Source organism: Shewanella sp. SG44-2 (assembly GCF_014164215.1).
In the GTDB taxonomy this organism is placed as follows: Bacteria; Pseudomonadota; Gammaproteobacteria; order Enterobacterales; family Shewanellaceae; genus Shewanella; species Shewanella frigidimarina.
In genome coordinates, this window is the sequence record NZ_JACJEU010000016.1 from 25,653 (window position 1) to 50,577 (window position 24,925).

General features: G+C 40.9%; 18 protein-coding genes. 11 read left to right on the plus strand and 7 right to left on the minus strand.

Annotated elements, in window-relative coordinates:
- The first annotated feature begins 272 nt into the window (after positions 1-272).
- On the plus strand, positions 273-1,007 hold the full coding sequence (locus tag H5181_RS12935) for a VacJ family lipoprotein (RefSeq protein ID WP_404948508.1): 735 nt from the start codon (positions 273-275) through the stop codon (positions 1,005-1,007).
- Between the two features lie 46 nt (positions 1,008-1,053).
- The gene (locus tag H5181_RS12940; protein WP_182751223.1) at positions 1,054-2,175 is read left to right on the plus strand and encodes a response regulator; all 1,122 of its coding nucleotides are present in this window, start codon (positions 1,054-1,056) and stop codon (positions 2,173-2,175) included.
- Positions 2,176-2,404: 229 nt separating this feature from the next.
- Here the strand turns inward: H5181_RS12940 and H5181_RS12945 are convergent, their stop codons facing one another.
- The gene (locus tag H5181_RS12945; protein WP_182751224.1) at positions 2,405-3,913 is read right to left on the minus strand and encodes a peptide MFS transporter; all 1,509 of its coding nucleotides are present in this window, start codon (positions 3,911-3,913) and stop codon (positions 2,405-2,407) included.
- A 533-nt stretch (positions 3,914-4,446) separates the two neighbouring features.
- On the opposite strand from H5181_RS12945, the gene H5181_RS12950 reads away from it, so the two are divergent.
- From H5181_RS12950 to H5181_RS12970, 5 genes are all read left to right on the plus strand, one after another.
- Positions 4,447-5,094 (plus strand): OmpA family protein, encoded by a 648-nt coding sequence (locus H5181_RS12950; RefSeq protein ID WP_182751225.1) that lies wholly within the window; start codon positions 4,447-4,449, stop codon positions 5,092-5,094.
- Between the two features lie 25 nt (positions 5,095-5,119).
- Positions 5,120-5,953: a mechanosensitive ion channel domain-containing protein gene (locus tag H5181_RS12955; RefSeq protein WP_220491720.1), complete on the plus strand. Its 834-nt coding sequence runs from the start codon at positions 5,120-5,122 to the stop codon at positions 5,951-5,953.
- 66 nt (positions 5,954-6,019) lie between these two features.
- Entirely contained in the window at positions 6,020-6,613 is a 594-nt protein-coding gene (tpx, locus tag H5181_RS12960; protein ID WP_102036229.1) for a thiol peroxidase, read from the plus strand.
- A 46-nt stretch (positions 6,614-6,659) separates the two neighbouring features.
- Complete coding sequence (gene ltaE / locus H5181_RS12965; protein WP_182751226.1) at positions 6,660-7,670, plus strand: low-specificity L-threonine aldolase; 1,011 nt, start codon at positions 6,660-6,662, stop codon at positions 7,668-7,670.
- A gap of 236 nt (positions 7,671-7,906) precedes the next feature.
- Entirely contained in the window at positions 7,907-8,275 is a 369-nt protein-coding gene (locus H5181_RS12970; protein ID WP_011638249.1) for an acyl-CoA thioesterase, read from the plus strand.
- A gap of 140 nt (positions 8,276-8,415) precedes the next feature.
- On the opposite strand, the gene H5181_RS12975 is transcribed toward H5181_RS12970, so the two are convergent.
- Both H5181_RS12975 and yiaY read right to left on the minus strand, forming a co-directional pair.
- Positions 8,416-8,781, minus strand: a complete 366-nt coding sequence (locus H5181_RS12975) for a hypothetical protein (protein WP_011638248.1) — start codon at positions 8,779-8,781, stop codon at positions 8,416-8,418.
- Between the two features lie 268 nt (positions 8,782-9,049).
- Positions 9,050-10,198 carry an L-threonine dehydrogenase gene (gene yiaY, locus H5181_RS12980; protein ID WP_182751227.1) on the minus strand — a complete coding sequence of 383 codons (1,149 nt, stop codon included), beginning with the start codon at positions 10,196-10,198 and terminating at the stop codon, positions 9,050-9,052.
- Between the two features lie 403 nt (positions 10,199-10,601).
- Here yiaY and H5181_RS12985 point away from each other — a divergent pair, with 403 nt between their 5' ends.
- The 3 genes from H5181_RS12985 (at position 10,602) to H5181_RS12995 (ending at position 16,162) form a co-directional block, all read left to right on the plus strand.
- Entirely contained in the window at positions 10,602-13,664 is a 3,063-nt protein-coding gene (locus tag H5181_RS12985; protein WP_182751228.1) for an EAL domain-containing protein, read from the plus strand.
- Between the two features lie 141 nt (positions 13,665-13,805).
- Complete coding sequence (locus H5181_RS12990; protein WP_123776285.1) at positions 13,806-15,077, plus strand: DEAD/DEAH box helicase; 1,272 nt, start codon at positions 13,806-13,808, stop codon at positions 15,075-15,077.
- Positions 15,074-16,162, plus strand: a complete 1,089-nt coding sequence (locus H5181_RS12995) for a GTP-binding protein (RefSeq protein WP_123776284.1) — start codon at positions 15,074-15,076, stop codon at positions 16,160-16,162. The genes H5181_RS12990 and H5181_RS12995 overlap by 4 nt, the downstream gene beginning before the upstream one ends.
- 183 nt (positions 16,163-16,345) lie before the next feature.
- Here the strand turns inward: H5181_RS12995 and H5181_RS13000 are convergent, their stop codons facing one another.
- The 3 genes from H5181_RS13000 to nadK all read right to left on the minus strand — a co-directional run bounded on the left by H5181_RS13000 (position 16,346) and on the right by nadK (position 22,103).
- The gene (locus H5181_RS13000) at positions 16,346-19,150 is read right to left on the minus strand and encodes an FAD-binding and (Fe-S)-binding domain-containing protein (protein ID WP_123776283.1); all 2,805 of its coding nucleotides are present in this window, start codon (positions 19,148-19,150) and stop codon (positions 16,346-16,348) included.
- A 91-nt stretch (positions 19,151-19,241) separates the two neighbouring features.
- On the minus strand, positions 19,242-20,894 hold the full coding sequence (locus H5181_RS13005; RefSeq protein WP_182751229.1) for an L-lactate permease: 1,653 nt from the start codon (positions 20,892-20,894) through the stop codon (positions 19,242-19,244).
- 330 nt (positions 20,895-21,224) lie between these two features.
- On the minus strand, positions 21,225-22,103 hold the full coding sequence (gene nadK / locus H5181_RS13010; protein WP_041413134.1) for an NAD(+) kinase: 879 nt from the start codon (positions 22,101-22,103) through the stop codon (positions 21,225-21,227).
- Positions 22,104-22,266: 163 nt separating this feature from the next.
- Here nadK and grpE point away from each other — a divergent pair, with 163 nt between their 5' ends.
- A complete protein-coding gene (gene grpE / locus H5181_RS13015) occupies positions 22,267-22,872 on the plus strand; it encodes a nucleotide exchange factor GrpE (RefSeq protein WP_182751230.1) in 606 nt (201 codons plus the stop codon).
- Between the two features lie 173 nt (positions 22,873-23,045).
- On the opposite strand, the gene dxs is transcribed toward grpE, so the two are convergent.
- Positions 23,046-24,911 (minus strand): 1-deoxy-D-xylulose-5-phosphate synthase, encoded by a 1,866-nt coding sequence (gene dxs, locus H5181_RS13020; protein ID WP_011638239.1) that lies wholly within the window; start codon positions 24,909-24,911, stop codon positions 23,046-23,048.
- Positions 24,912-24,925 lie beyond the last annotated feature (14 nt).

Here is a 24,925-nt window from a genome sequence, read left to right on the forward strand (position 1 = left end):
GCTCCCTGTTACCTTTATTGGGACAACATATTGGGTTTTATTACCATTATAGTGAATGATTGCTGGTAACAAAGACGTATGAGTAAGGTCTGATTGCTAAATAGTGAATGATAACAGCCTTACACTTGCTTGCTAAATTATATCGACTTGAACAAAAATTGCTTTAATAAAAAGACAAAAATAGCAGTTTGTTGAGTAGTACCTTTTGTCATTTTAAAGAGAATTATATGAAGTATAAATGGATATTACTTCAGGTGTTTGTTGCAGTTAGCATGCCCGCGTATGCCGAAACCGAAGCACCTCAAGTTACCACATCATCACGACCTGCGGTTGAAATTAAATATAATGATCCTCGCGATCCATTTGAAGAAGTTAACCGCACAATGTGGGACTTTAACTATCTGTTTTTAGATAGGTATGTTATTCGCCCAGTTGCTCATGGTTATAAAGACTATGTTCCTAATCCTGTCAGAACGGGGGTTAATAATTTTGTTTATAACCTAGAGGAACCTAGCTCTCTGGTGAATAATACCTTACAAGGAAAGTGGGGGTGGGCTGCTAATGCAGGAGGTCGTTTTACGGTTAATACCACCATCGGTTTACTGGGTTTAGTCGATGTTGCTGACATGATGGGGATGCACCGTAAACAAGATGATTTTAACGAAGTGTTAGGTTATTACGGTACACCAAATGGTCCTTATTTTATGGCGCCGTTTTATGGCCCAATTGTGACAAGAGAAATCGCCTCTGATTGGGTGGATGGTCTATACTTTCCTTTATCAGAGTTAACGATGTGGCAGTCAGTATTAAAATGGGGCTTAAAGGGCTTGGATGCACGTTCTAAAGCCATTGATCAAGAAAGATTATTAGACAATGCTCTTGATCCTTATGCTTTTGTAAAAGATGCCTATTTGCAGCATATGGATTACAAAGTTTTTGATGGTGATGTGCCATCTAGTCAAGCGGACGATGAGTTACTTGACGAATATTTAGATGAACTAGAATAGTCGAGGCATACAGGCACCTCGGCAGTGTAGTTTGCGAGGTTGTTGTATGGCGCTTACTGATGTCGAGATCCTCTTCGTTGAAGACGACCCGATATTTCGCCATGTCGTTGCTGATTTTTTGCAGGGACAAGGTGCTCGGGTTCAACAAGCATGTAATGGATATGAAGGTATAGCCCTTTTTTCCGATGCTATTTTTGATATTGTTATTGCAGACTTAAGTATGCCTGGCCTTCATGGTTTGTCGATGCTTAAACAGATGCAGGATATTAATCCTGCTATACCCGCTATTGTTATTTCTGGTAATGATGTGATGTCTGATGTTGTTGAAGCATTGCGCATCGGTGCCAGTGATTATCTGACTAAACCTATTGCTGATTTATTCATTATTGAGCAGGCAATCATCCAAGCGATGATGTCAGCCGCTACGCCGATGAATGTTTCTGGGCAATCGCATTTACAAGAAATGAATGAGTTATCTTATCAAGAGCTCACTGATAACTTATCTTTACTTGAGCAAAATGCTCAAGCGGCCAAAAGTGTTCAGCAGCAGTTATTTCCTGCTTCGCATATCTATTATCCTAAAGCCGAAATCAATTACAGTTTATTTAAAAATAATGATGTTAGTGCTTACTTCATCGATTCTACTATGGTGGGGGAACATCATTTAGTGATGTATATGGCACACTTTTCACCTGAGGATAATAGCGCTGCTTTTGGCTGTGTCTTATTGCGCAGTTTTATTAATCAGAAACTTAAGCTGTTTAGAAATGGTTTAAGCAATACCTTAATCGAGCCTAATAATATGCTGTCGTATCTTCATCAGCGCATGGTGAAGTCTGGGTTACATATTAATACCGATATTATTTATGTGTGCCTCGATTTAAGCGGCTACCAATTATCAATCGGACAATCAGGTAAAGGACTAAGGTGTTATTTACGTAACGGTAATGAACTCACTCCTCTTGCATTGCCCGAATCAGCACCTCTTGGCAGTTCAGGGTGGGATAAGCCGAGTATGCAAGCTAGAACCTTATTACGTGATGAACAAATTTGTATTGGCACACATTTTTATGAGCATAAACAACAACTGCTTGAGAACCGCTTTACAGGGCTTGTTTATCAATCTGATATTAAAGCGGGTGGCTTTATGCAGTTAGCGTGTCGCTGATCATTGTTCGAGACTATCTAGACACTAGAAACCTAGAGCGCTGCGCTGCTAGGACGCTTCGCGGCTAGAGGCTATAAAAGCAAACAGCATAGCGAAGCGACTTTAGCAGGACGCAGTCCGTTCTAGCAGCGAAGCGATCCTAGCAGGATGATGTGGGTATATAAAAAATCCCCTCACAAGTGAAACTTGGAGGGGATTTTATTAAGAATAACAATTACATCAAAACCAATTAACGTTGAATTCCTTCATGTTCGGCCGTGACTGCAATTTCTTCTTCTAAAACTTCTTCTTCAGTATCATTTTTGTTTTCTGCACCGTGCATCCAGTCAACTAATTTATCTGACATTAGGTATAAAATAATACCTGAGACGACAGCGGTAATACCGATCCCAGCAAAAATTGCCATTGCGTTTGCGAGTTGTTCTTCGACTTCGCCGCCATGACCAATTAACGAACCTACTAGGCCGCCAATTTTGTTTGCTGCAGCAATAAATAGGAACCATGCACCCATCATTAATGATGCGATACGCAGTGGTGCCAATTTAGTGACCATCGATAAACCAATTGGTGATAAACATAATTCACCCATGGTGTGGAAGAAGTAAGCTCCTACTAACCACCACATGCTTGATTTAACTGAAGCGTCGCCGCCCATTTCGAATACTGCGCCCATCATGAATAAGAAACCGATGGCAAGTAAGAATAAACCTAACGCAAATTTAACGGGTGAGTTAGGTTCGTTTTTACCTAAGCGGATCCAAATAGAGGCAATCACTGGAGCAAAAACAACAATAAAAATAGCATTGAGTGATTGGAAGTAAGTGGTAGGTACTTCCCACGAACCAATCATACGATCAGTGAAATTGTTAGTGAACAAGTTCATTAATCCGCCAGCTTGTTCAAAGCCAGCCCAGAAAATAATGGTGAATAATCCCATTACCATAATGACTTTAATACGGTCACGTTCAATCTTCGTTAGCGGTTCACTTCTGGTTTCACCTTTAGCTGCATTTTTTCTTTGTTCTACTTTAGCTGCCGGTTCGACACCGATGTCGCCAAGTAATTTTTGCGCAAAGAAAAACTGAATAATCAACGATAAAATCATACCAACACCTGCGCAGAAGAAACCTGCTTGCCAGTTGTTGATAAATACTTCTTCACCACCAATTACAACTTCATGACCAAATGAAGTGTAAGCCCAAGCTACAATAAAGCCTGACAAAGCTGCACCTAAGTTGATACCCATGTAAAATATGGTGAATGCGCCGTCACGACGATGATCACCAGCAGGGTATAAATCACCTACCATAGTGGAGATATTTGGTTTAAAAAGACCGTTACCTATAATTAACGTCCCTAAACCAATATAAAACATCATGGTTTCTAAACCCGGCATCCAACTATGTGGTGCTGCAAGCGTAAATTGACCCGCTGCCATTAAGAAGCCACCAATATAAATGGCTTTACGTTGACCCAATACGTTATCAGCTAACCAACCACCAATTAATGGTGTTAAGTAAACTAAACCGGTAAAAGTACCATATAGTGATAATGCGTCTGCTTGGCTCCAGCCTAAACCACCACCTGCTTCATTGCTTTGGACTTTATCTACCAAATAAAGTACTAAAATTGCACGCATTGCGTAATAGCTAAAGCGTTCCCATAGTTCTGTTGTAAAAAGTAAGAACAGCCCCTTAGGGTGTCCAAACAATGTACCTTGTGGTTTTGCGTCACTCATTAAGTCTTCCACCTTAAGCTTGTGATTGCCTGTGAGAAAATATCGTCACAGAAATAATTGTTTGCAAGAGTTGTCTATGACTGCTTTATCAACTAACACCTGAAATATCGAGTGTTTGACCGTGACTACGCAGTACTGAGCAACTTTATTGTTTATTTTTTATAATAAATAATGTCAGTTTGACGCTGAATGTTAACCAAACATCAAAAAGCTAACCTTATATACCCTTTTCATGCCAATAAAGTCAATGTTAATGCGGGGAACAGAGAGGTTAAGCTTGTTATAAAATGTGTCAATACAAACAATCAACTACCAGCAATGTTGGCAATTTGTTTTGTTTTTGTTGTTAAGTTAACTGGAAGTTAATAAGGTTTTCAGGCATGGTGCCGATACCTATATCACGCTTTAGTGAGACTTTAGTTAAGCGTGATTGTGCAAGGTGTTGATTATAAAGTGTTGTCTTTTAATTTAAGTCATAAACAGTTAAAATACGATTCATTAACAAATTTCGATGTCATGTCGAAGAGGTATTTATGACTTTTGTTCGAACGGTGACATTGATCTTAATTGGCTGTTTTATCTGCACTGCCCATGCCTGGGTTGATACCGATTTTGACGGCGTTCCTGATAAAAAAGATGCCTGTAATGATACCCCTATTAACAGCATTGTTATGGCAAATGGTTGTATTGATACTGAATTATTGGTTGTTGATGAAGATGCCGAAGATGATGCTGAGTTTGATGAAGCTGAATTAGGCGCGACAGTAACAAATAATTCGGCCCTTATTGCTGAACAATGTCGTCAACAACGAGATGTTTCTGTGGCAGTAGATTGTTTTGGGTCTATTCTTCAACCTGTGTATTTTGATTTTGACAAATCAATCGTGTTGTTAACTCAGAGACCAACATTGGTTAGAGTGCAACAATACATTAAACAACATCCTCAAGTGGCAATTCGTTTAGAGGGACACACCGATAATATCGGTAGTGATGCTGTCAACCAAGCGTTATCACTTAAACGCGCTGCCACCATTAAAAATTTACTCGTAAATGAGTACCAATTTCAACCGACGTCGATTGAGATCGTTGGCATGAGTAACAAAAATCCGGTCGCGGATAATGCCACTATAGAAGGGCGTCAGCGTAATCGACGAGTAGAATTTATTATATCGGCAGAATAAGACTGCCATTTTAAGGGAGAAAGAAATGGAACATATAGAAGGTTTAGACGCTTTAGTGGAGCAGGCCCCTGAGTTTTTAATGACTTATGGTCTTAAAGCGCTAGCTGCTATTGTTATTTTTCTCATCGGTAAGTATTTTTCCGGTGTAGCAAAACGCATAACCACTAAGTTACTGACTAATCGTAAAGTGGACGCAACAGTCGTTTCGTTTGTCGCAAACTTAGCGTGGACGTTGGTCTTTGTATTTACTATTGTCGCCACGCTTGGTCAAGTTGGCGTGCAAACAGCGTCATTAGTTGCTGTTATAGGTGCCGCGGGTTTAGCTGTTGGTTTAGCGTTACAAGGTTCACTTTCGAACTTTGCATCAGGCGTATTGATGGTGCTTTTCCGTCCATGCCGCGTAGGTGACTTTATTGAAGCCGCTGGAGTTGCCGGTGTCGTTGATGAGATTACGATTTTCTCAACCCGTTTACGTACTGGTGATAACAAAGTGATTATCGCGCCTAACTCAGCGATTATGAATGGCACTATCACTAACTACTCAGCACTGGAAAAGCGTCGTATCGATTTAACGATTGGTGTTTCGTATACTGCTGACATCGCTAAAACTAAGAAGGTATTAGCGGATATTTTAGATAACAACCAGTTTGTGTTAAAAGATCCTGGTTATACTATCGGTCTAGCTGAGCTTGCTGATTGTTCAATTAACTTTGTCGTACGTCCGTGGGTTAAAACACCAGACTATTGGACTGCGCGTTTTGAATTACTTGAGCAAATCAAGAATGCATTAGATGCTGCTGAGATTGAAATTCCATTCCCACAAATGGATTTACATGTGAAAGAAGTTCCAGCAAAATAATCTTGCAGGCAACTTAATATTTTAAAAAACCAGCATTTGCTGGTTTTTTTATACAAGGAGTTTTTCATGAAGCTATTTTCAACCTTTGCAGCTATCACATTATTATCTTCATCTGTTATGAGCGCCCCCAGTTTTGCCGGCGAAAAAACCATGATTACCATGGGCGGTAATCCTGTTGCTTTAGAAGGACACATACCGAAGATTAATACGGTTGCGCCATTATTTACTGTGGTAGATGAAAAGTTTAATCCGGTAAGCCTGAGTGATTTTAAAGGTAAGACTGTGTTGATTAGCGCAGTGCCGAGTTTAGACACTGGTGTGTGTGCATTACAGACCAAGCGATTTAATAAAGAGTTTACTCAATATGATGCAGATGTGGTTATGTTAACCATTAGCGAAGATTTACCGTTTGCTCAGAAGCGTTTTTGCCAAACCGAAAATGTGGATAAAATTAAAGTGTTGTCTGACTCTGTATGGCGTGATTTTGGCGAAAAGTATGGCTTGTTAATTAAAGACCGTGGTTTATTAGCGCGTTCAATTTTTATTATAGATCCTCAAGGCATATTGAAATATCAAGAATTAGTGACTGAAGTAAGTGAACATCCAGACTACGATGCTGCCTTAGCGGCATTAACAGAAATATCATCAGCGGCGAAGTAGTTGCTTAGCTTCGATAAAGTTGAGCGAGAGAGGATAGAGATGCAGCATGATTGATTTTCGAAGTGATACGGTGACTCAGCCGACAGAAGCAATGCGTTTAGCCATGTCGAGAGCGGAGGTGGGTGATGATGTTTATGGTGATGACCCGACCGTCAATAATTTACAAGATATGGCAGCAGAGATGTTTGGCTTTGATGGAGCTTTGTTTGTCAGTTCTGGTACACAAGCTAATTTATTGGCGTTGATGTCTCATTGTCAGCGTGGAGATGAGTATCTTTGTGGCCAACAAGCTCATAACTATAAGTTTGAAGGTGGCGGGGCAGCGGTATTAGGCAGCATTCAACCTCAGCCTTTGAATAATCAAGCTGATGGCAGTATTTTATTAAGTGATATTGAAGCTGCGATTAAGCCTGATGACGTTCACTTTGCTCGAACAAGGTTATTGAGCTTAGAAAATACCATTGGCGGCAAGGTGTTAAACCAAGATTATTTAGCTCAAGCACAAAGTCTTGCCTTTAATCGTGGGCTTAAAATCCATTTAGATGGTGCCCGGGTTGCTAATGCTGCGGTTGCACAGGGCATAGCCATTGCCGATATAACCCAATACTTTGACTCTGTATCGATTTGTTTATCAAAAGGCTTGTGCGCGCCTATAGGGTCTATTCTGTTAGGTGATGAGCGGTTAATTGGTAAAGCGACGCGATGGCGTAAAATGCTCGGTGGTGGAATGCGTCAAGCGGGTATTATCGCTGCTGCGGCTAAATTAGCATTAACGGAGCAGGTCGACCGTTTAGCAGATGATCATCATAATGCAAAAACCTTGGCTTTGTTGTTGGCTGAAATGAATGAGTTAACTGTCGATGTTAGTTTGGTACAAACCAATATGGTTTTCGCCACACTCGCAGAACATATCGACCCTAAAATGCTTACAGCCAAGCTGGCTGATAGAGGCATTATCATCAGTCCGAGCCGACAGTTGCGCTTGGTGACTCATAACAATATTAGTGCGAATGACATCAATGTTTTTGTGAATACGTTGAAGCAAATTATTCGTTAACAGCTATTCATTAACCATTATCCGTTAATATTTATTTTAAAGGCCACACTCAGTGTGGCTTTTTCTTTTTTGGTGCGAAGATGCATTTATTTTGGGCATTCTGATAACGATTCTATTAAGCGTTATATTTATCTTGCTGATTTTTAAAGTTAAAAATACTTGGCTTAATCGTTGCTACTTATTTTGAGGTATGCGCTTAACAACGCAAAATTAATAAGTCAGATAATGAGGTCACTATGAAATATTTCTCACGTCATATCATCATGCCTATTCATCTTAATAGCACTCAAAGCTTATGTTGTGGTCAGTTATTAAGTTGGGTTAATGAGGAAGCAACTATTTTTGCCAGTTGCCAAATGCGCAGCCAATTCCATATTGCCAAAGTGATTTCTGAAATTAACTTTATGGCACCGGCACAAACGGGTGACATCATTGAATTTGGGTTTGAACTCGTCAGCTTAGGCCAAAGTTCAGTCACCGTTCGTTGTAAAATACGTAATAAAATCAATCATGCGCCAATTGCTTTTATCGATAAGATGGTATTTGTCAACGTGAATGAAAATGGATTACCTATCCCGCATGGTATGCGAGCCAATGCCGCTTAATTGTATTGATATTATTATGGGGGCGTTCTGGTAAGCGTAGGTTGCGAAAGGGCAATAAATTATAGCCATTCAACATAAAACCGCAAAAAATAAGGAGCTATGATAGCTCCTTAATATTGATGGTAAATAGACTTGATGTATTATTCGACTTTAGCGATACGCTGTTGATAATCATCGATTAAATGCTCCATTATTTGATTCGGAGAAGCATCTTGGCAGCAGTTGTCTAAAAAGATTTTAAAAGTGACAAGGGCATGGCCATCATGCTTAAGGCGGCTACTTTGCATAGCAAAATAAGCTTCTTCATTATCGGCCTTTCGAACCACAAAATCGTCTAGTTCAAATGATTTAGTACCAGAGAGGTTGTGCCATTTAGTGATACGGTCTAGTGCAATTTCACAAGATTGGTTTACTTCGATATGGTTGAGCCATGTTGCAACTTGTTCGTTTTCTTTATAGTGCGGGCATCGAACGGTGTAATTATATATATGAGTGATTGCTGTCATTGTTTACCTACCTATTCGCTATCTAAGTGTTTTCACTATAGACCTTATTTTTTATATTGGTCAATCCTTATTTCAAGAACTTAGATCTAAGCATCACTTTTTACTAAATTAAAAATAAGCTGTTGTCATTGTTGGTTTTTTACATTAAACGGCAGATAAAAAAAGCCCGTAATCAAATACGGGCTTTATGCTGTGCTACAAAACGAATTAAGCTCAAATTAAGTTAATTACTTTTTGATAATTGCTTAATATCCCTCGCAGAAGTTAGTTATAAAGCGTTAGTGAATATTTGACAGATCTCTTGGTGTGTTGCCTGCTTAGGGTTAGTAAAGCCACAAGCATCCTTTAGAGCATTGTCTGCTAAGGTTGGAATGTCTTCTGCTTTTACGCCTAACTCAGTTAAATTAGCTGGAATGTTAACCGCTTTTGATAATAGCTTAATGGCGTCAATGGCCGCTTTAGCGCCTTGAACATCAGTCATTGCTGCAGTATCTACACCCATAGCTTTTGCTACATCAGCTAAGCGTGCTGGCACAACTTGAGCATTATAGGTTTGTACATGGGGTAGCAATAAGGCGTTACAAACCCCGTGTGGTAAGTCATAAAAACCACCAAGTTGATGTGCCATAGCATGTACATAACCAAGGCTAGCGTTATTAAAGGCCATGCCTGCTAAAAATTGTGCATAAGCCATGTTTTCTCTGGCTTGGATGTCATCACCCTTTTTGACAGCATTGATTAAATTAGCTTGGATCAGTTCGATGGCTTTAATTGCGCACGCATCGGTAATAGGATTCGCTGCAATAGAAACATAAGCTTCAATTGCGTGTGTTAATGCGTCCATCCCAGTAGCAGCAGTCAGTGATGCTGGCTTTTCTAGCATCAGTTCAGGATCGTTCACTGACAGAATTGGTGTGGTATTTTTATCGACAATGGCCATTTTAATGTGGCGTACTTCATCGGTAATAATACAAAAACGGGTCATTTCACTTGCTGTGCCAGCGGTTGTGTTAATCGCGACTAAAGGCATTTGTGCTTTAGTTGATACATCCACACCTTCGTAATCTTTAATATTACCGCCGTTGGTCGCAACAAGCGCGATTCCTTTTGCACAATCGTGTGGTGAGCCGCCGCCTAAAGAAATTATTACATCGCATTTATTGGCTTTTAATAGCTCTAGGCCTGCTGCAACATTACCTGTTGTTGGGTTAGGTTGAACGCCATCAAAAATAACCACTTCAATACCATTGGCATTGAGTTTACTTGCAACCTTTGCGACTAAACCAATACTTACTAATGGTTTGTCGGTGACGATGAGTGCTTTGGTAAATCCAAATGCGTTGATGTCTTTAATCGCTTCATCTACGCTGCCTTGACCCAGAATGTTAACGCTTGGAATAAAGAATTTAGTCGCCATATGAATTGTCCTTTTTATGAAATTAAGTTTTCTCTGTAGTAAACATACCAATAACGTTGCAGGTATTATGTGACGTGAGACTCGTTAACGTCGAATAAGTCACAATCAATAGGTTGTTTTATTACCAACACGGCATTTTCCAAGTAACTGTGATCTAGGGGGTATTGTTTTACATCGACACTATGACTGGTCGATTATTGAGCATTTTTGTTGCGCGGGTTAGGATTGCTATTTTTTTTCAATAATATTACCGATATTTCTGATGAATATTATGCTCTTTATATATAGAATGCTTTACGGTATAAAGACGAAAAATCATAGTGTTAGTTTACTTCTACTATACTAAATAGAGATAGCTTGGATGCTACTGTGCTTGTTAAGGATGAATAAGGGAAATGTATAGATGTTTAGTCTAAATGTTTTTTTCTCAATTTTAGAAAATGCAGCGCTATTACTCGCGCTAGTTTATGTTTACTCACTCTCTCCTACGCATCAACGTAAGGTGACGCCTTTTTTATGGCAATTTTTAATGGGTGCTGTTATTGGCACTATTGGCGTTGTTATTATGATGGATCCCTTGGTTCATCAACAGGACATATTGTTTGATGCTCGCACTGTCGTACTCTGTTTAAGTGGTCTATTTTTTGGCGGAATTCCAACACTTGTCGCAACGATTATCATGGCGCTTTATCGCTATCATTTGGGCGGAATTGCAGTATGGGTTGGTATATGTGCGTTAAGCAGTAGTGCACTAATCGGATTAATATGGCGTCGATATCGTCGGCATGAATTGGATCAAATTAGTTATCGTGAATTTTACCTTCTTGGCGTTATTGTTCATTCCCTATTGCTATTATGGCTATTTATATTGCCGTTTGATCAAGCGTTAGATGCTCTGCGTACCGTGTCACTTCCTATTATGGTGGTGTTACCTTTATTGACTATGATCATCGGTCATTTACTTGCCAAAATAGTGTTTCGTGGACGCGATATACAAGTCAAATTACAAGAGGATTTTCTTTTTAATAATCAATTTGATATTGGCAATATTGGTATTTCTATTACCACTAAAACTAAGCATTGGTTGAGAGTTAACCCCTATTTATGTCGGATGTTCGGTTATACCGAAAATGAGTTAAAGTCGCTAACTTGGGTAGAGTTAACACACCCAGATGATTTGAATAAAGATTTATTATTATTTGAAAAAATGGTCAAAGGCGAACTCAATGAATACGAAATTGATAAGCGTTTTATTGCTAAAGATGGTTCGGTCATTTATACCCATGTGACAATTGCCTGCCGCCGTCATGTTCAAGACAATACTTTTCTAGTGATTGCCGGTTTTCTCGATATCACTCATCAGAAACAAGCCGAGCAAGATTTATTGCAAAGTAACGAACAGCTTGCGCTAGTACTTGATAGCAGTGAGCTAGGAGTGTGGGACTGGGATGTACAACACAATCGTATTAGTACTAATCGATACAGTGCTGACATTTTAGGTTGTTCAATGGAAGAGCTTAATCTACACCCTAAACTATGGATAAATGCGATACAGCTAAAAGATAAATTTAAGTTTCTTCGCAGCATTAATGAAATTGTAAAAGGCCGCTGCATAAGCCAACGTGTAGAATATCAATTAACTAACATGGACGGCGACAGTCGATGGATTTTGCAAACTGGAAGGGTCGTTGATGTTGATGATAAAGGTAAACCGCTTAGAGTGTGTGGCACTCATAGCGATATTACTGATATCAAGCAGGTTGAAGATTCGCTAAGTATTGCAGCATCTGTATATCAAAACTCCAGTGAAGCCATGAGTGTGTTTACTGCAAAGGGCATTATCATTGATTCAAATCCTGCATTTTCTTTTATCACTGGATTCAGTCAACAAGACATACAAGATAAACATTTACGTATGTTTGAAACAGATCTTCAACCACAACATTTTTATCAACAATTAAGCCAACAGCTTAGTCAGCAGGGACATTGGCATGGTGAAGTGTGGATGCGCCGTAAAAATGGTGAAAATTACCTTATCTTATTAACCATTAATTCAATCATCCGAACAAAGTCGCAGGGTGCGCGATTTGTTGCGTTATTTTCCGATATTACCGAGAAAAAGCAAACTGAAGAGTTGATATGGCGCCAGGCTAATTATGATGCACTCACCGGTTTGCCAAATCGTAGGATGTTGTTAACATTTTTGAATCAAGAAGTATTTCATTCTGACCGACAGCATAATCACTTTGCTTTGATGTTTTTAGACTTGGATTATTTTAAAGAGATTAACGACACCTTGGGCCATGATATGGGGGATGTGTTGTTAATTGAGACGGCGGAACGTCTTAAAAACAGCGTACGCGAAACCGATGTTGTTGCCCGTCTTGGTGGTGATGAATTTACCATAGTGTTAACTAACCTTGAAGATACTCATGGAGTTGAACGTGTTGCACAGCAAATACTTAAACGACTTTCCGAGCCTTATTTATTAGGTGATCAAACGGCCTATATTAGTGGCAGTATTGGTATTACTATATTTCCAGACGATGCCAAAACAACCGAAGCATTATTGAAGAATGCCGATCAAGCCATGTATTCGGCAAAATCCCATGGTCGTAATCGGTTTAATTATTTTACCTCCGCAATGCAAGACAATGCACAAAAGCGGATGGCGTTGATTCAAGACCTTAAAGTGGCGATTATCCAGCAGCAATTTGAGTTGTATTATCAGCCTATTGTGGATTTAAGCCGTCAGCAGATCATCAAGGTTGAAGCGTTAATACGTTGGAACCATCCAACCATGGGGTTAATCCCACCTGCAGATTTTATCTCTATTGCTGAAGAGACTGGGATGATAATCGACATTGGTAATTGGGCTTTTTATCAAGCCTGCGAGCAAGCCGCTAAATGGAAGGCACAATTTAATTGCGATATTCAAATTAGTATTAATATGTCACCTGTACAGTTTAAAGACGAGTCGACCGATGTTGATAATTGGTTTAAGCAGATGTCTTTGCTCGCACTGCCAACCAATAGCATTTGTATTGAAATCACTGAAAGTTTACTGCATGACATTGAACCTAATGTTGAGGCTAAATTACAGGCTTATGGTAATGCTGGTATGCAATTGTCGCTTGACGATTTTGGTACTGGTTATTCATCCTTACCTTATTTAACCAAATATAATGTTGATTACCTTAAGATAGACAAATCTTTTGTGGGTCGTTTGGCTGCCAAAAATAATGATATGTGTTTGTGTGAAGCCATTATCGCAATGGCGCATAAACTCGGCATCAAAGTCATTGCTGAAGGTATTGAAACCGAAAGTCAACGGCGTTTATTGGCGTTTGCTGGCTGTGATTATGGCCAAGGATATTTATTTTCGCATGCCTTGTGCCGTGATGATTTTGAACAAAAGTATTTAGTGGAGAAAGCAATACCATTGCAGGCTAGTCAGCAGATGTAACGCTCATGCAGTGACTCTTATTTCAAATCCTGCATGATCCATCGTGATGATATGGCTAATGCCATTACTAATGTAATAGTTAATGACGTTTAGATTAGTATACAATAGCGACCTATTTTTATTTGTGTTATTGGGTCTGTTATGTCATTTACGTCGCTAGGGTTACCGCCATTATTATTAGATGCGGTTAATCAATCTGGGTATCAAACTGCTACTCCTGTCCAACAAGCTGTGATCCCACTAGCGCTAGATGGCCGAGATGTGTTGGCCAGTGCCGAAACCGGTACCGGAAAAACAGCTGCTTTTGCGTTACCTTTACTAAGCCATTTGATGAATCAAGATCATTCAGACTTATTGCCAGCAAATCGTTTACGCGCATTAATTATGACTCCGACTCGTGAGTTAGCGATTCAGATTGAGCAAAATTTAGTTAAGTACAGCCAGTTTATCAATCTGACCAGCTTAGCCGTTTATGGTGGCGCGAGTATCAATCCTCAGCGTAAGGCATTAGAGCAAGGCATAGATATTTTAGTGGCAACGCCAGGACGATTGTTTGACATTATTGGCCAGCATGAATTGGATTTATCTTTTGTTACCCACCTAGTGATTGATGAAGCTGATCGCATGCTTGATCTTGGTTTTGTTAAAGATATTGAAAAAGTGAAGCGTTTAATCGCCAGACAACACCAAACTATGATGTTTTCTGCTACTTTTTCTGAAGACGTTAAAACCCTTGCCGCTAAAATGCTAAACAACCCTGAATACGTTCATGTAGAAACCCAAACTACAGCCGCTAATGTTGTCCAGCAAGTGTACCAAGTGGATACCCGCCGTAAAGCCGAACTGTTATCTGAATTAATTGGTAAGCATAACTGGCAGCAAGTTATGGTATTCACCAGCCGCAAAGAAACAGCAGATCATTTATACCGTGAGTTAAGCTTAGACGGCATTAAGTCATCGGTATTTCACGGTGATAAAAGCCAAGGGGCTCGAAATCGTGCGTTGGAAGAGTTTAAAACAGGCCAATTACGCGTGTTAATCGCTACCGACTTGGCCGCTCGAGGGCTTGATATCCAAGCTCTGCCAAGAGTCATTAACTTTGAATTACCTGAAGAGTGCGAAGATTACATTCATAGAGTAGGGCGTACTGGCCGTGCGGGATTAGGCGGTGAAGCGATTTCTCTGGTGAGTCCACAAGAGCTAGAGTTGCTTGGCGCGATTGAACAACTTATTGAACAATCATTGCCGATATTGGTGCCGACAGGATACGAGGAAGGGGCACCATTACCTGCTCGATATCGCGATGTTGCGGCAGAGAAACCGAAAAAGGTACTTAAATACAAACGTGGTAAGCCATCGCAAACTGATGTGAAGCCTACTCGAAAGGGCAAATACGCTAAAGCGAAAAAATGATCACCAAACCGATTAACACCAATATTATTACTGGTTTTCTGGGCGTGGGTAAAACCACGCTCATTAGCCAGTTATTAGCTCATAAGCCCAAAGGCGAAGTGTGGGCCGTGCTGGTAAATGAGTTTGGCGAAATAGGTATTGATGGCGGGTTGTTAAATGCTACCGCTGCTGGTAATGAAAATAGTGATCCTGATGCTACACCAGCAAAACCTGCCAGTATTGTCATAAAAGAAGTGCCAGGTGGTTGCCTGTGTTGTGTCTCTGGCTTACCTACTCAAGTCGCGATAAATCAGCTTATTCAGCAGACTAAACCGGACCGGTTATTGATAGAGCCTACTGGGCTTGGACATCCTGCCGAAATCGTGAAGTTATTAACATCTGAATATTATCGAAATGTTATTACTTTGCAAAGTAGTGTATGTCTGGTTGATGCGCGTAAAGTCAGCGATCCGCGCTATCAAAATCATGGTACGTTTGCGCAGCAATTACAAATGGCGGATGTGCTGTTGGCCAACAAAGCACAGCATTACACTGAAACAGATCATGTACAGTTACAGCAATTTCTCAGCACGTTACATTTACAACAGGCACCACTTATTAATGTCGATAATCATTTTACTGATGTTGACCTAATCCAACAGCTATTGTTGCGCTTAAATACCCCGACAAAGTATCAAACGATGCAAGCGGGACAACGGCTATTAGGGCGGAAAACGCTTATGGATAACTGGCTGTCTAACGAACCACCACTGAGCGATATCGATACTCCTGAATTTTCTCCAGCGGGGGTTATTCACAAAACTAACCAGGGTGAAGGCTGTTACAGTAGTGGTTGGGTATTTTCAGCAGAACATTGTTTTCATTTTGAGCAATTCATGGCGTGGGTAGACACGGTTAAAATGGAAAATGTGCTGAGATTAAAAGCTATTGTTATCACCTATGATGGGGTGTTGAGTGTCAATATGGTGGATGATAAGTTGATGCTTAATGAGCTTGATGATGCGTTAGATACTCGGGTTGAAATTATTAGTGATATGCCACTTGAACATCAACGATTACAGCAACAGTTACTGGCGTGTTTATAGGCTTAGTCTGAGTTGGACTGCTCGTTTTGATAGGACAATTTGATTGGATAGGACAATTCGTTGAGTCCAATAATTAACGTTGAATATGAGAATTAGTGTTAAGTATGCAAACAAAAATTAAGGGCATTGATATAATATCAATGCCCTTATTGTTTACGCTATTTACTGTGATTGTCCGTTAGTTTAACGAGTACATTCTTCTAGTAAATAAGCTAAATGGCGATAAGAAATACCACTGTGTTGGGTTAAGCCTACTTCACACATTCTGTTAGCGTAGTAACCTTCTTTCGTTTCTGCTGGGATGAGTTTCTTAATGTTACGCAGTGCGCTGGCATTAATTTCAGGTTTATAAAGTCCTTTCTCACCCGCATAACCACAACAACTAATGCCTGCTGGCAACACTACATGATTAGCACATGCATCAGCAATGGCTTGTTGCTTAGGTTCTAATTTCATCTTACGGGCACTACAGCCTTGGTGTAAGGTGACGTTCGATTTCTTGGTGATAGCCATATTAGGTAACAATTCGTCGTGCATAAACTCGACTAAGTCAGTTATTTTGACCTTAGGATTACCCGTTAATGTGCGATAAGTACAAGATAGTGCATCAACCACCACAGGTACTTTGCCATTTTCAGACAATTTACTGAGTGCTTCAATCAGTTCATCACGCTTAGCATCAGCGTTTTTAAAATCACCTTTTGATTCCCACATCTGTCCACAACATAAATGACGGGTATTCTCTGGAATAATTACATTGTAGCCAGCACGTTCAAGTAAAGTGATAACCACTTCTGGCAGAGTGCGGTTGTCAGGATCTTTTGGTGTTGGGCCAAAGGTTCTGCCACCACAAGCAGGGAAGTATAAAACCGTTTGCTGACCCGGTTTGTGGGCTGATGGCTTAGCCACTTTGCCACCTTTAGGGAAGTCTGGATTCCAATAAGGCACTTCTTTCGTAATTAAACGACCGGCTTTCATCAACGAGTTGGTAATGCCATCGCCAGTCACTTTGTGCAAAATACCTAAGATGTCAAAACCTGTGCTGATCACTTGGTTTACTGCACCAAAATGCTTGGCCTGGAAGTCGAGTACTTTTTGTTCTGTAGTGGTGATGTAAGGTGTACGTAATTTGCGCACTAACTGCCCCATGCTGTTATCAACAGGGCAAGCAATAGTACACAACTGACATGCTGCACAGGTATCAATAACATCGTATTTAGAGCTAGCACGCATTTCTGCTGCCGCTTTTTTATCACCTGATTGTTCTAAGCGTTCAATTTCTCGTAGTACCGCAATACGTTGACGAGGAGAGAAATTTAGCGCCGATGTAGGACAAGTTTTCTCACAAAATCCACATTCAATACATTTGTCGACAAAGTCATCTACCACTGGACAAGGTTTGATGTTTTTTACATGTACTAGCGTGTCATCATTGAGGATTACCCCAGGATTTAACAATTTACTTGGGTCGAAAATCTGTTTGATTTGCTTCATTAACGTATAAGCGTCAGTGCCCCATTCCATTTCGACAAAGGGGGCTACCGCTCGACCAGTACCATGTTCTGCTTTCATAGAACCATCGTACTTATTGATCACCATTTCAGCGACATCTTGCATGAAGTCTTGGAAACGATTGATGTCATCTTGAGAGGCAAATGTTGGCGTAATAATAAAGTGGAAGTTACCCGCTAAAGCATGACCATAAATGACCCCTTCAGGGTAACCGTGTTTATGGAATAATGCGGTTAAGTCTGCTGCTGCACTGGCTAAATGCTGTAATTCAAATGCAACATCTTCAATAATAACCGATGTACCTTTAGGTCTTGCGCCGCCAATAATTGGGAACAAACCAGAGCGCATAGCCCAATATTGGCCAAATACTGCTGGATCATTACTGAATTCTGTTGGGCGTTCAGTGTCAATGTGAGCGATTTTTGTGATTACATCTTGCGTATATTGCACTAATGTTTCTGGATCATTAGCACGACACTCAATTAATAAAATAGCTGAACCTTCTGGTAGATCGCTTAACCATTTAGGCATGCCTGTTTTACCGGTAACCGACTTAATCGATGCCCAATCAAGTAGTTCTGCTGCGGCTACACTATCACCTTTAATCGGTGGTATTGCGCTTGCGGCATCTTCCATATTGAAGAACACCGCCATAGCAGAAGCTTTAAATTGCGCTTCTTCAACCGTGTGGTAAGTAACTTCATTGACAAACGCAAGTGTGCCTTCTGAACCCACAATTAAGTGATTAATGATGTCAAATGGATCGCTAAAATCCACTAATGCATTAATGCTGTAACCCGTGGTGTTTTTAATTGAGAACTTTTTATGGATCCGAGCTGATAGTGTTGGGTTATTCTGTGTCAGTTGTGCCAAATCGGTTAACGCAGTTAGCAACAATGGATGCGACTTGCTAAACGCCGCTTTTGAATGCGGGCAACCTGTGTCAAGTTCAGTACCATCGGCAAGCATTAATTTAACTGATTTAATGGTTTGATAACTGTTCTGTGCGGTACCACAACACATTCCAGAGGCATTATTTGCCACCATACCGGCAATTTGCGCAGAGGCTAGTGTGGCAGGATCGGGACCAATTTTTTTATTGTAAGGTTTTAATGCCATGTTGGCATCTGAACCAATGACCGCAGCACCTAGAGTGATTGAATTTCTATCTTCACTAATTTCAATGTTTCTAAAACCATCATGACCCAAAATAAGTAAAATGCCATCACCAATTGCTTGGCCCGATAAACTGGTACCGGCAGCACGAAAGGTTACGGGCACATTATGTGCTCTGGCGATATTAAGGGTTATTTTAACTTGTTCTGGAGTATCTGCGTGTACCACAATTTCAGGTACGATACGAAAGTAACTGGCATCAGTTGACCAAGCAAAACGACGCACTGGATCATTAGATACGGCGTGACTGCCGAGCTGTGACGTTAACGTATCCATCACTACTTGATAATTAATAGTCATAACATGCTCTCTTTACACTCGAATGAACGGCAGGCATTTTGTGCCTGCTGTTGTATTGTTATCGTTAGAATATAAGTAACTTTAGCGTTAATTAGAATCCCCCCCAGATAACAGCAATAGTGCCTGCAACTAGGGCATAACCCAGTGCGATAGGCATTGTTTTACGAATAATTTCAGATTCACGACCAGCCATACCTACCACAGTAGCCGCAGCAACGACGTTCATTACACACATCATGTTGCCCGCATTGGCTCCAATGCCTTGCAATGCTAACGCGATGGCGTGATTCATGCCGATATTATCTGCAACTGAATACTGCAAGCCTGAGAACATCATGTTTGAGAATGTCGCAGAACCCGATAGGAATGCACCAAAAATACCGACAATAGGTGAAACCCAAGCCCAAACTGAACCCATGCTATTGGCCAATAGGTCTGCTAATGCAACAGGCATTGAAGCTAGACCTGCACCATTTTCTCCTGAATTTAGGAATATTTTCACCATAGGTACTGATGCACCTAGTGAAATGATTGTTGGTAACATTGAGCGACAAGAAACGGTTATTGATTGCTTCATCGCAGTTGGTTTCATTTTAAATAAGATAAAACCGAATAAACATACAACAACAAAGAAGATCCCCGGTGCATATAATGTAGCAAAGCCAGCTTTAAGCTCTGTGCCTAATAAACCTGTCCAGCTGATGTTAAAGCCGAGTAACCAGCTTTTAAATGGAGCAACGACACGAGATAAGACTAATAGCGACGCCATAATGATGTATGGAGACCAAGCGGCAATTTGTGAAAATTTAACCGGTGTTTGGTTAATCGCTAATTCTTCATCTGATTTATTGTCGTTTTCGGTAAAGTCACACCAAGGTGTTGATGGCAGTAACCAGCCTTTTCTCGCGACAGGGATAACTAACGCCATACCGACAAGTGCGCCAATAACCGATGGAAACTCAGGACCTGCAAAGTAGTTAATTAACCATGCTGGTATGGTAAAGGCAAAACCGGCAAATATTGCAAATTTCCAAACTTGTAAACCTTCTTTAATTGATTTGTTGCGACCAAAAAAGCCTGTTAATACGCAAACCATCACTAACGGAATTAATGTACCTGTCATTAAATCTATGGTGATCATGTGTTTAGCAATGTACTGTGCGTAACCTGCGAAGGTGCCACCATGTTCAGCAATTTGAGCTGCTGCCATGTTTACGCCGCCTTCCGTTAAGCCTTGTTCCATCCCAAATAGCACTGGTAAACCAATTGCACCAAATGACACTGATGTTGAATCAGCAATCAAGGCCACTACGGCAGCAGCAATGGGTGGGATACCTAATAATACTAGTAGCGGTGCGCCGATGGCTGCTGGAGTACCGAAGCCTGCAGAACCTTCAATAAACGAGCCAAACAACCAGCAAATAATAATCACCTGAACACGTGCATCTGCACTGATGTTGGTAAAGCCAGAACGAATCGTGTCCATGGCGCCAGAATATTTAAGGGTATTTAACAAAAATACCGCGCCAAAAATAATGGTCAGCGGCGTTAACGCAGCGAGAAGACCTTCAACGACAGATGCCGCAAGAAGTTGCGTATCCATTTGCCAAATAAACATTGCTACAAGGCCTGTAGCGACCATGGATATGGGCATTGCTTTAGACGCTGGTAAGCGCATAAGCACTAAGAATACCATTACGCTAATAATGGGGGTTAAGCTTGCTAGTATTTGTAATATTGTCATGCATACCTCGTATCACTATAAGTGGGTACTAAATTGTTATTATTTGTTAGCATTTGGCTAACTAGGGCGTAATAGACGTTATTTAAGTGTTAAAAGTGTTGATCGAGATCATCTAACACACGAGAAAGTGCATTAGCCGATAGAACTGTGAAGCGAGTCTGATGCGAGGTTTTTAGTGCGTGTTTGAGGTCACGTTTTTTAGGGATGTGGCAGTTCATATAAAGTAAAACCAAGCGAGTTATCGATTGGCTTACAATATAATTAATTAGCATTTGGTAATGTGAAGGGGCTCACTAGAAAAGTGATAGGGTTGTGACCGAGCTCAAACTGTTAGAAAAGTTTACTTCCCCAACCTAATTTGTTACGTAATACGTGAAAATAATTATGACCTTTTGGATGGATGAGTCTTAGGCGTTCATTTGAACGGCGAATAAAAATTTCATCACCGGGTAATACGGCTAAATGGACATGACCATCACAGCTGACTTCAAGGTTTTCGCCATTTTCAGGTGATACCACTAATTTAATGGTGCTACAGGCATCGACTACAATGGGTCTGCAAGACAAGGTATGAGGAAACATGGGCACTAAAATAAGTGCTTGCAGATTAGGGGTTAATATTGAACCGCCAGCGGACAAAGAATAAGCTGTTGAACCTGTCGGCGTGGACACGATCATGCCATCAGCGCGTTGGCTATACATAAACTGTTCGTCTATATAAACCTCAAACTGGATCATATGAGCAATTTTTCCAGGGTGAAGTACTGCTTCATTGACGGCGGTATTACTGGCAGTAATTTTACCGTGGCGGTGAACTTCAGCCTCCAATAAAAAACGATGCTCAGTTTCAAATTCACCGCTGAGAACTTTAGACAAGGCCTCTTCGAAGTTATCGGGAGGTAAATCGGTTAAAAAGCCTAAGTTACCCCGGTTTACACCAATCACTGCAACATTGAAACGAGCCAATACTCGGGCTGCTCCTAGCATATTGCCATCACCACCCACTACGATGGCTAAGTCACAATGCTCACCCATTTCAAGTAGGTCCATTGAACACACATCCGCTCCTAGCTCTGCAGAGACACGTCCTTCAACGATCACCTTAAAGCCCTGCATGCTTAACCAATGATGCAAACGAGTTAACGTGAGGTTAGTCCCTTGATGATGTGGTTTACCGATGAGACCGATAGTCTGGAACATTTTAGTCATATTCGAGTTTGTTATGCCTTTAGGCCTTGAAACATAAGAATTGATCCCCATAATATACTCAAACTTATTAAAAGTGTGAGATTTGCTGTTAAATTATCAGCAAATAGCCACTTTATTTATTGTCGTAGAATACGAAATAACGCATTTTTTAGCTGGAGTGAAAATGAGCAACGAATCGAACAACACATCGCAAGATCAAGTGGAAGAAGCGGTAACTCCTGAAATCGTAGTTGATGAGGCAAGTTTGATGGATGAATTAACCCAAGCAAATTTTCGAATTGAAGAACTAGAGCAACTATTGGCTGAGTCTGAAACTGCGTTAGCTGAGCGTAAAGATGTTGAAATGCGCGCAGCGGCAGAAACACAGAACATTCGTACTCGCGCGGCAAAAGATGTCGAACAAGCACGTAAGTTTGCCTTGGAAAAGTTTGCTAACGAATTATTACCTGTAATCGATAATATGGAACGCGCCTTACAGGGGACTAACCCTGAAGATGAAGCGACTAAAGCGATTTATGAGGGTGTCGAACTGACCATGAAAGGCTTTTTAACCTCGGTGGCAAAGTTTGGTGTAACTCAAGTTGATCCACTAGGCCAAGCATTTAACCCTGAACATCATCAAGCTATTGGCATGCAGCCAAGTGCTGAGTATCCTGCGAACACTGTGATGATGGTAATGCAGAAAGGTTATTTATTGAATGACCGCTTACTGCGTCCAGCGATGGTGATGGTATCTCAAGGCGGTGGCAGTGTGGATATTGAAGCTTAACGATAACGTTAATCTCAATTGACTCTAGCGCTGTAGCAAATAGCATTGTCGTGCTATTCGACATAGTGCTATTCATCTAGTTACCGACACTATGATAACTAGAATGTTAGCCACAAAAAAGGACTGAATTTTCAGTCCTTTTTTGATCATCTGCCAGTAGGAATAGCTAAATATTAAGCCATAAAGGCTTGGATTTGCGCCAAAATACCCTGGGCATCAAGTTGCAACTCTGCGGTGATTTCATCAGGTGCACCGTGTTTAATAAACTCATCAGGTAAACCAATCTGTAACACAGGTTTCACAATCCGCATTTTGTGTAATGCTTCAATCACTCCTGAGCCTGCACCTCCCATAATCGCGTTTTCTTCAACGGTAACGATGACATCATGGCTATTGGCAAGTTGTTCAAGCAAGCCTAAATCTAGTGGCTTAACAAAGCGCATATCGGCAATGGTTGCATCCAGTTTTTCAGCTGCATCGGTAGCAGCCTCTAGTGTGGTACCAAAGTTAACAATAGCAATTTTTTGACCTTGACGGGTTAACACCCCTTTACCAATGGGTATCATCGTCATGGTGTCAATTTGTTCCGCCCCTGTAGCAAAACCTCGAGGGTAACGTACTGCAGTCGGCCCATCTTGATAGCAATAACCGGTATAGAGCATTTGGCGACATTCATTTTCATCTGATGGTGCCATAATAATCATATTCGGAATACAGCGCATAAAGCTTAAATCGAATGCACCTTGATGAGTTGGGCCATCTGCACCAACAATGCCACCACGGTCAATGGCGAATAATACTGGTAAACGTTGTAAAGCCACATCATGGATAAGTTGATCGTATCCGCGCTGTAAAAAAGTCGAATAAATAGCGACTACAGGCTTTAGTCCTGCACAGGCAAAACCAGCTGCTAATGTGACTGCATGCTGTTCGGCAATGGCAGCATCAAAATATTGGCTTGGGAATCGTTGTGAAAATTCAACCATACCTGAGCCTTCACGCATAGCGGGCGTAATAGCGACTAACTTGTCGTCTGTTGCGGCCATGTCGCATAACCATTTACCAAATACTTGTGAAAACGTAGGCAAACCTGGTTTAGTTGTCGGTTTCTTAAACTGGCTGGGATCAAACTTAGGCACCGCGTGCCAACCGATAGGATCTTTTTCAGCAGGTTCGTAACCACGACCTTTTTTGGTCATGATATGCAGTATCTGTGGGCCCTTGAGGTTGCGCATATTTCGCATTGTTTCAACGAGCGAGTCAACATCGTGGCCATCTATTGGGCCAATATAATTAAACCCTAGCTCTTCAAATAGCGTTGCAGGCACAACCATGCCTTTAAGGTGTTCTTCAGTACGCTTAGCCATTTCTTTAATGACTGGCATTCCTTTAAGGACCTTTTTACTGTTTTCTCGAATGGTGGTATAAAAACGGCCTGACATTAATTGTGCTAAATGATTATTAAGCGCGCCAACATTTTCAGAAATCGACATTTCATTGTCATTCAATACCACGAGCATATCATTGTGCAAGTCGCCAGCATGATTGAGGGCTTCAAATACCATTCCCCCGGTCATGGCACCATCACCAATTACAGCAACCACTTTTCGACCAACACCTTCTTTGCCTGCCGCAATCGCCATGCCTAATGCGGCACTAACAGAGGTACCAGAGTGACCCACGCTAAACGTATCGTATGGGCTTTCTTCACGCCATGGGAAAGGATGTAAGCCATTCTTTTGTCGAATGGTGTGCATCTGTTCACGACGATCGGTAAGGATTTTATGTGGATAAGCTTGATGCCCTACATCCCAAACTAACTGATCAAATGGGGTATTGTAGACATAATGAAGTGCCACAGTTAATTCAACTGTGCCTAGGCCAGAAGCAAAATGTCCGCTAGAAATAGCAACAGACTGAAGTAAGAATTGTCTGAGTTCATCAGACACTTGCGGAAGTAAACCTTGAGGTAACTTCCTTAATTCTTCTGGTGTATTAGCTTTCGCTAGTACTGGAAATTTAGAAATATCGAAGCTCATAGCGAGATTGTCTG

Excerpts from the sequence above, each read along its gene's own strand:
- H5181_RS12935 (WP_404948508.1), top strand. The coding sequence starts at position 273 with ATGCCCGCGTATGCCGAAACCGAAGCACCTCAAGTTACCACATCATCA.
- H5181_RS12940 (WP_182751223.1), top strand. The coding sequence starts at position 1,054 with ATGGCGCTTACTGATGTCGAGATCCTCTTCGTTGAAGACGACCCGATA.
- H5181_RS12945 (WP_182751224.1), bottom strand. The coding sequence starts at position 3,913 with ATGAGTGACGCAAAACCACAAGGTACATTGTTTGGACACCCTAAGGGG.
- H5181_RS12950 (WP_182751225.1), top strand. The coding sequence starts at position 4,447 with ATGACTTTTGTTCGAACGGTGACATTGATCTTAATTGGCTGTTTTATC.
- H5181_RS12955 (WP_220491720.1), top strand. The coding sequence starts at position 5,120 with ATGGAACATATAGAAGGTTTAGACGCTTTAGTGGAGCAGGCCCCTGAG.
- tpx (WP_102036229.1), top strand. The coding sequence starts at position 6,020 with ATGAAGCTATTTTCAACCTTTGCAGCTATCACATTATTATCTTCATCT.
- ltaE (WP_182751226.1), top strand. The coding sequence starts at position 6,660 with ATGATTGATTTTCGAAGTGATACGGTGACTCAGCCGACAGAAGCAATG.
- H5181_RS12970 (WP_011638249.1), top strand. The coding sequence starts at position 7,907 with ATGAAATATTTCTCACGTCATATCATCATGCCTATTCATCTTAATAGC.
- H5181_RS12975 (WP_011638248.1), bottom strand. The coding sequence starts at position 8,781 with ATGACAGCAATCACTCATATATATAATTACACCGTTCGATGCCCGCAC.
- yiaY (WP_182751227.1), bottom strand. The coding sequence starts at position 10,198 with ATGGCGACTAAATTCTTTATTCCAAGCGTTAACATTCTGGGTCAAGGC.
- H5181_RS12985 (WP_182751228.1), top strand. The coding sequence starts at position 10,602 with ATGTTTAGTCTAAATGTTTTTTTCTCAATTTTAGAAAATGCAGCGCTA.
- H5181_RS12990 (WP_123776285.1), top strand. The coding sequence starts at position 13,806 with ATGTCATTTACGTCGCTAGGGTTACCGCCATTATTATTAGATGCGGTT.
- H5181_RS12995 (WP_123776284.1), top strand. The coding sequence starts at position 15,074 with ATGATCACCAAACCGATTAACACCAATATTATTACTGGTTTTCTGGGC.
- H5181_RS13000 (WP_123776283.1), bottom strand. The coding sequence starts at position 19,150 with ATGACTATTAATTATCAAGTAGTGATGGATACGTTAACGTCACAGCTC.
- H5181_RS13005 (WP_182751229.1), bottom strand. The coding sequence starts at position 20,894 with ATGACAATATTACAAATACTAGCAAGCTTAACCCCCATTATTAGCGTA.
- nadK (WP_041413134.1), bottom strand. The coding sequence starts at position 22,103 with ATGACTAAAATGTTCCAGACTATCGGTCTCATCGGTAAACCACATCAT.
- grpE (WP_182751230.1), top strand. The coding sequence starts at position 22,267 with ATGAGCAACGAATCGAACAACACATCGCAAGATCAAGTGGAAGAAGCG.
- dxs (WP_011638239.1), bottom strand. The coding sequence starts at position 24,911 with ATGAGCTTCGATATTTCTAAATTTCCAGTACTAGCGAAAGCTAATACA.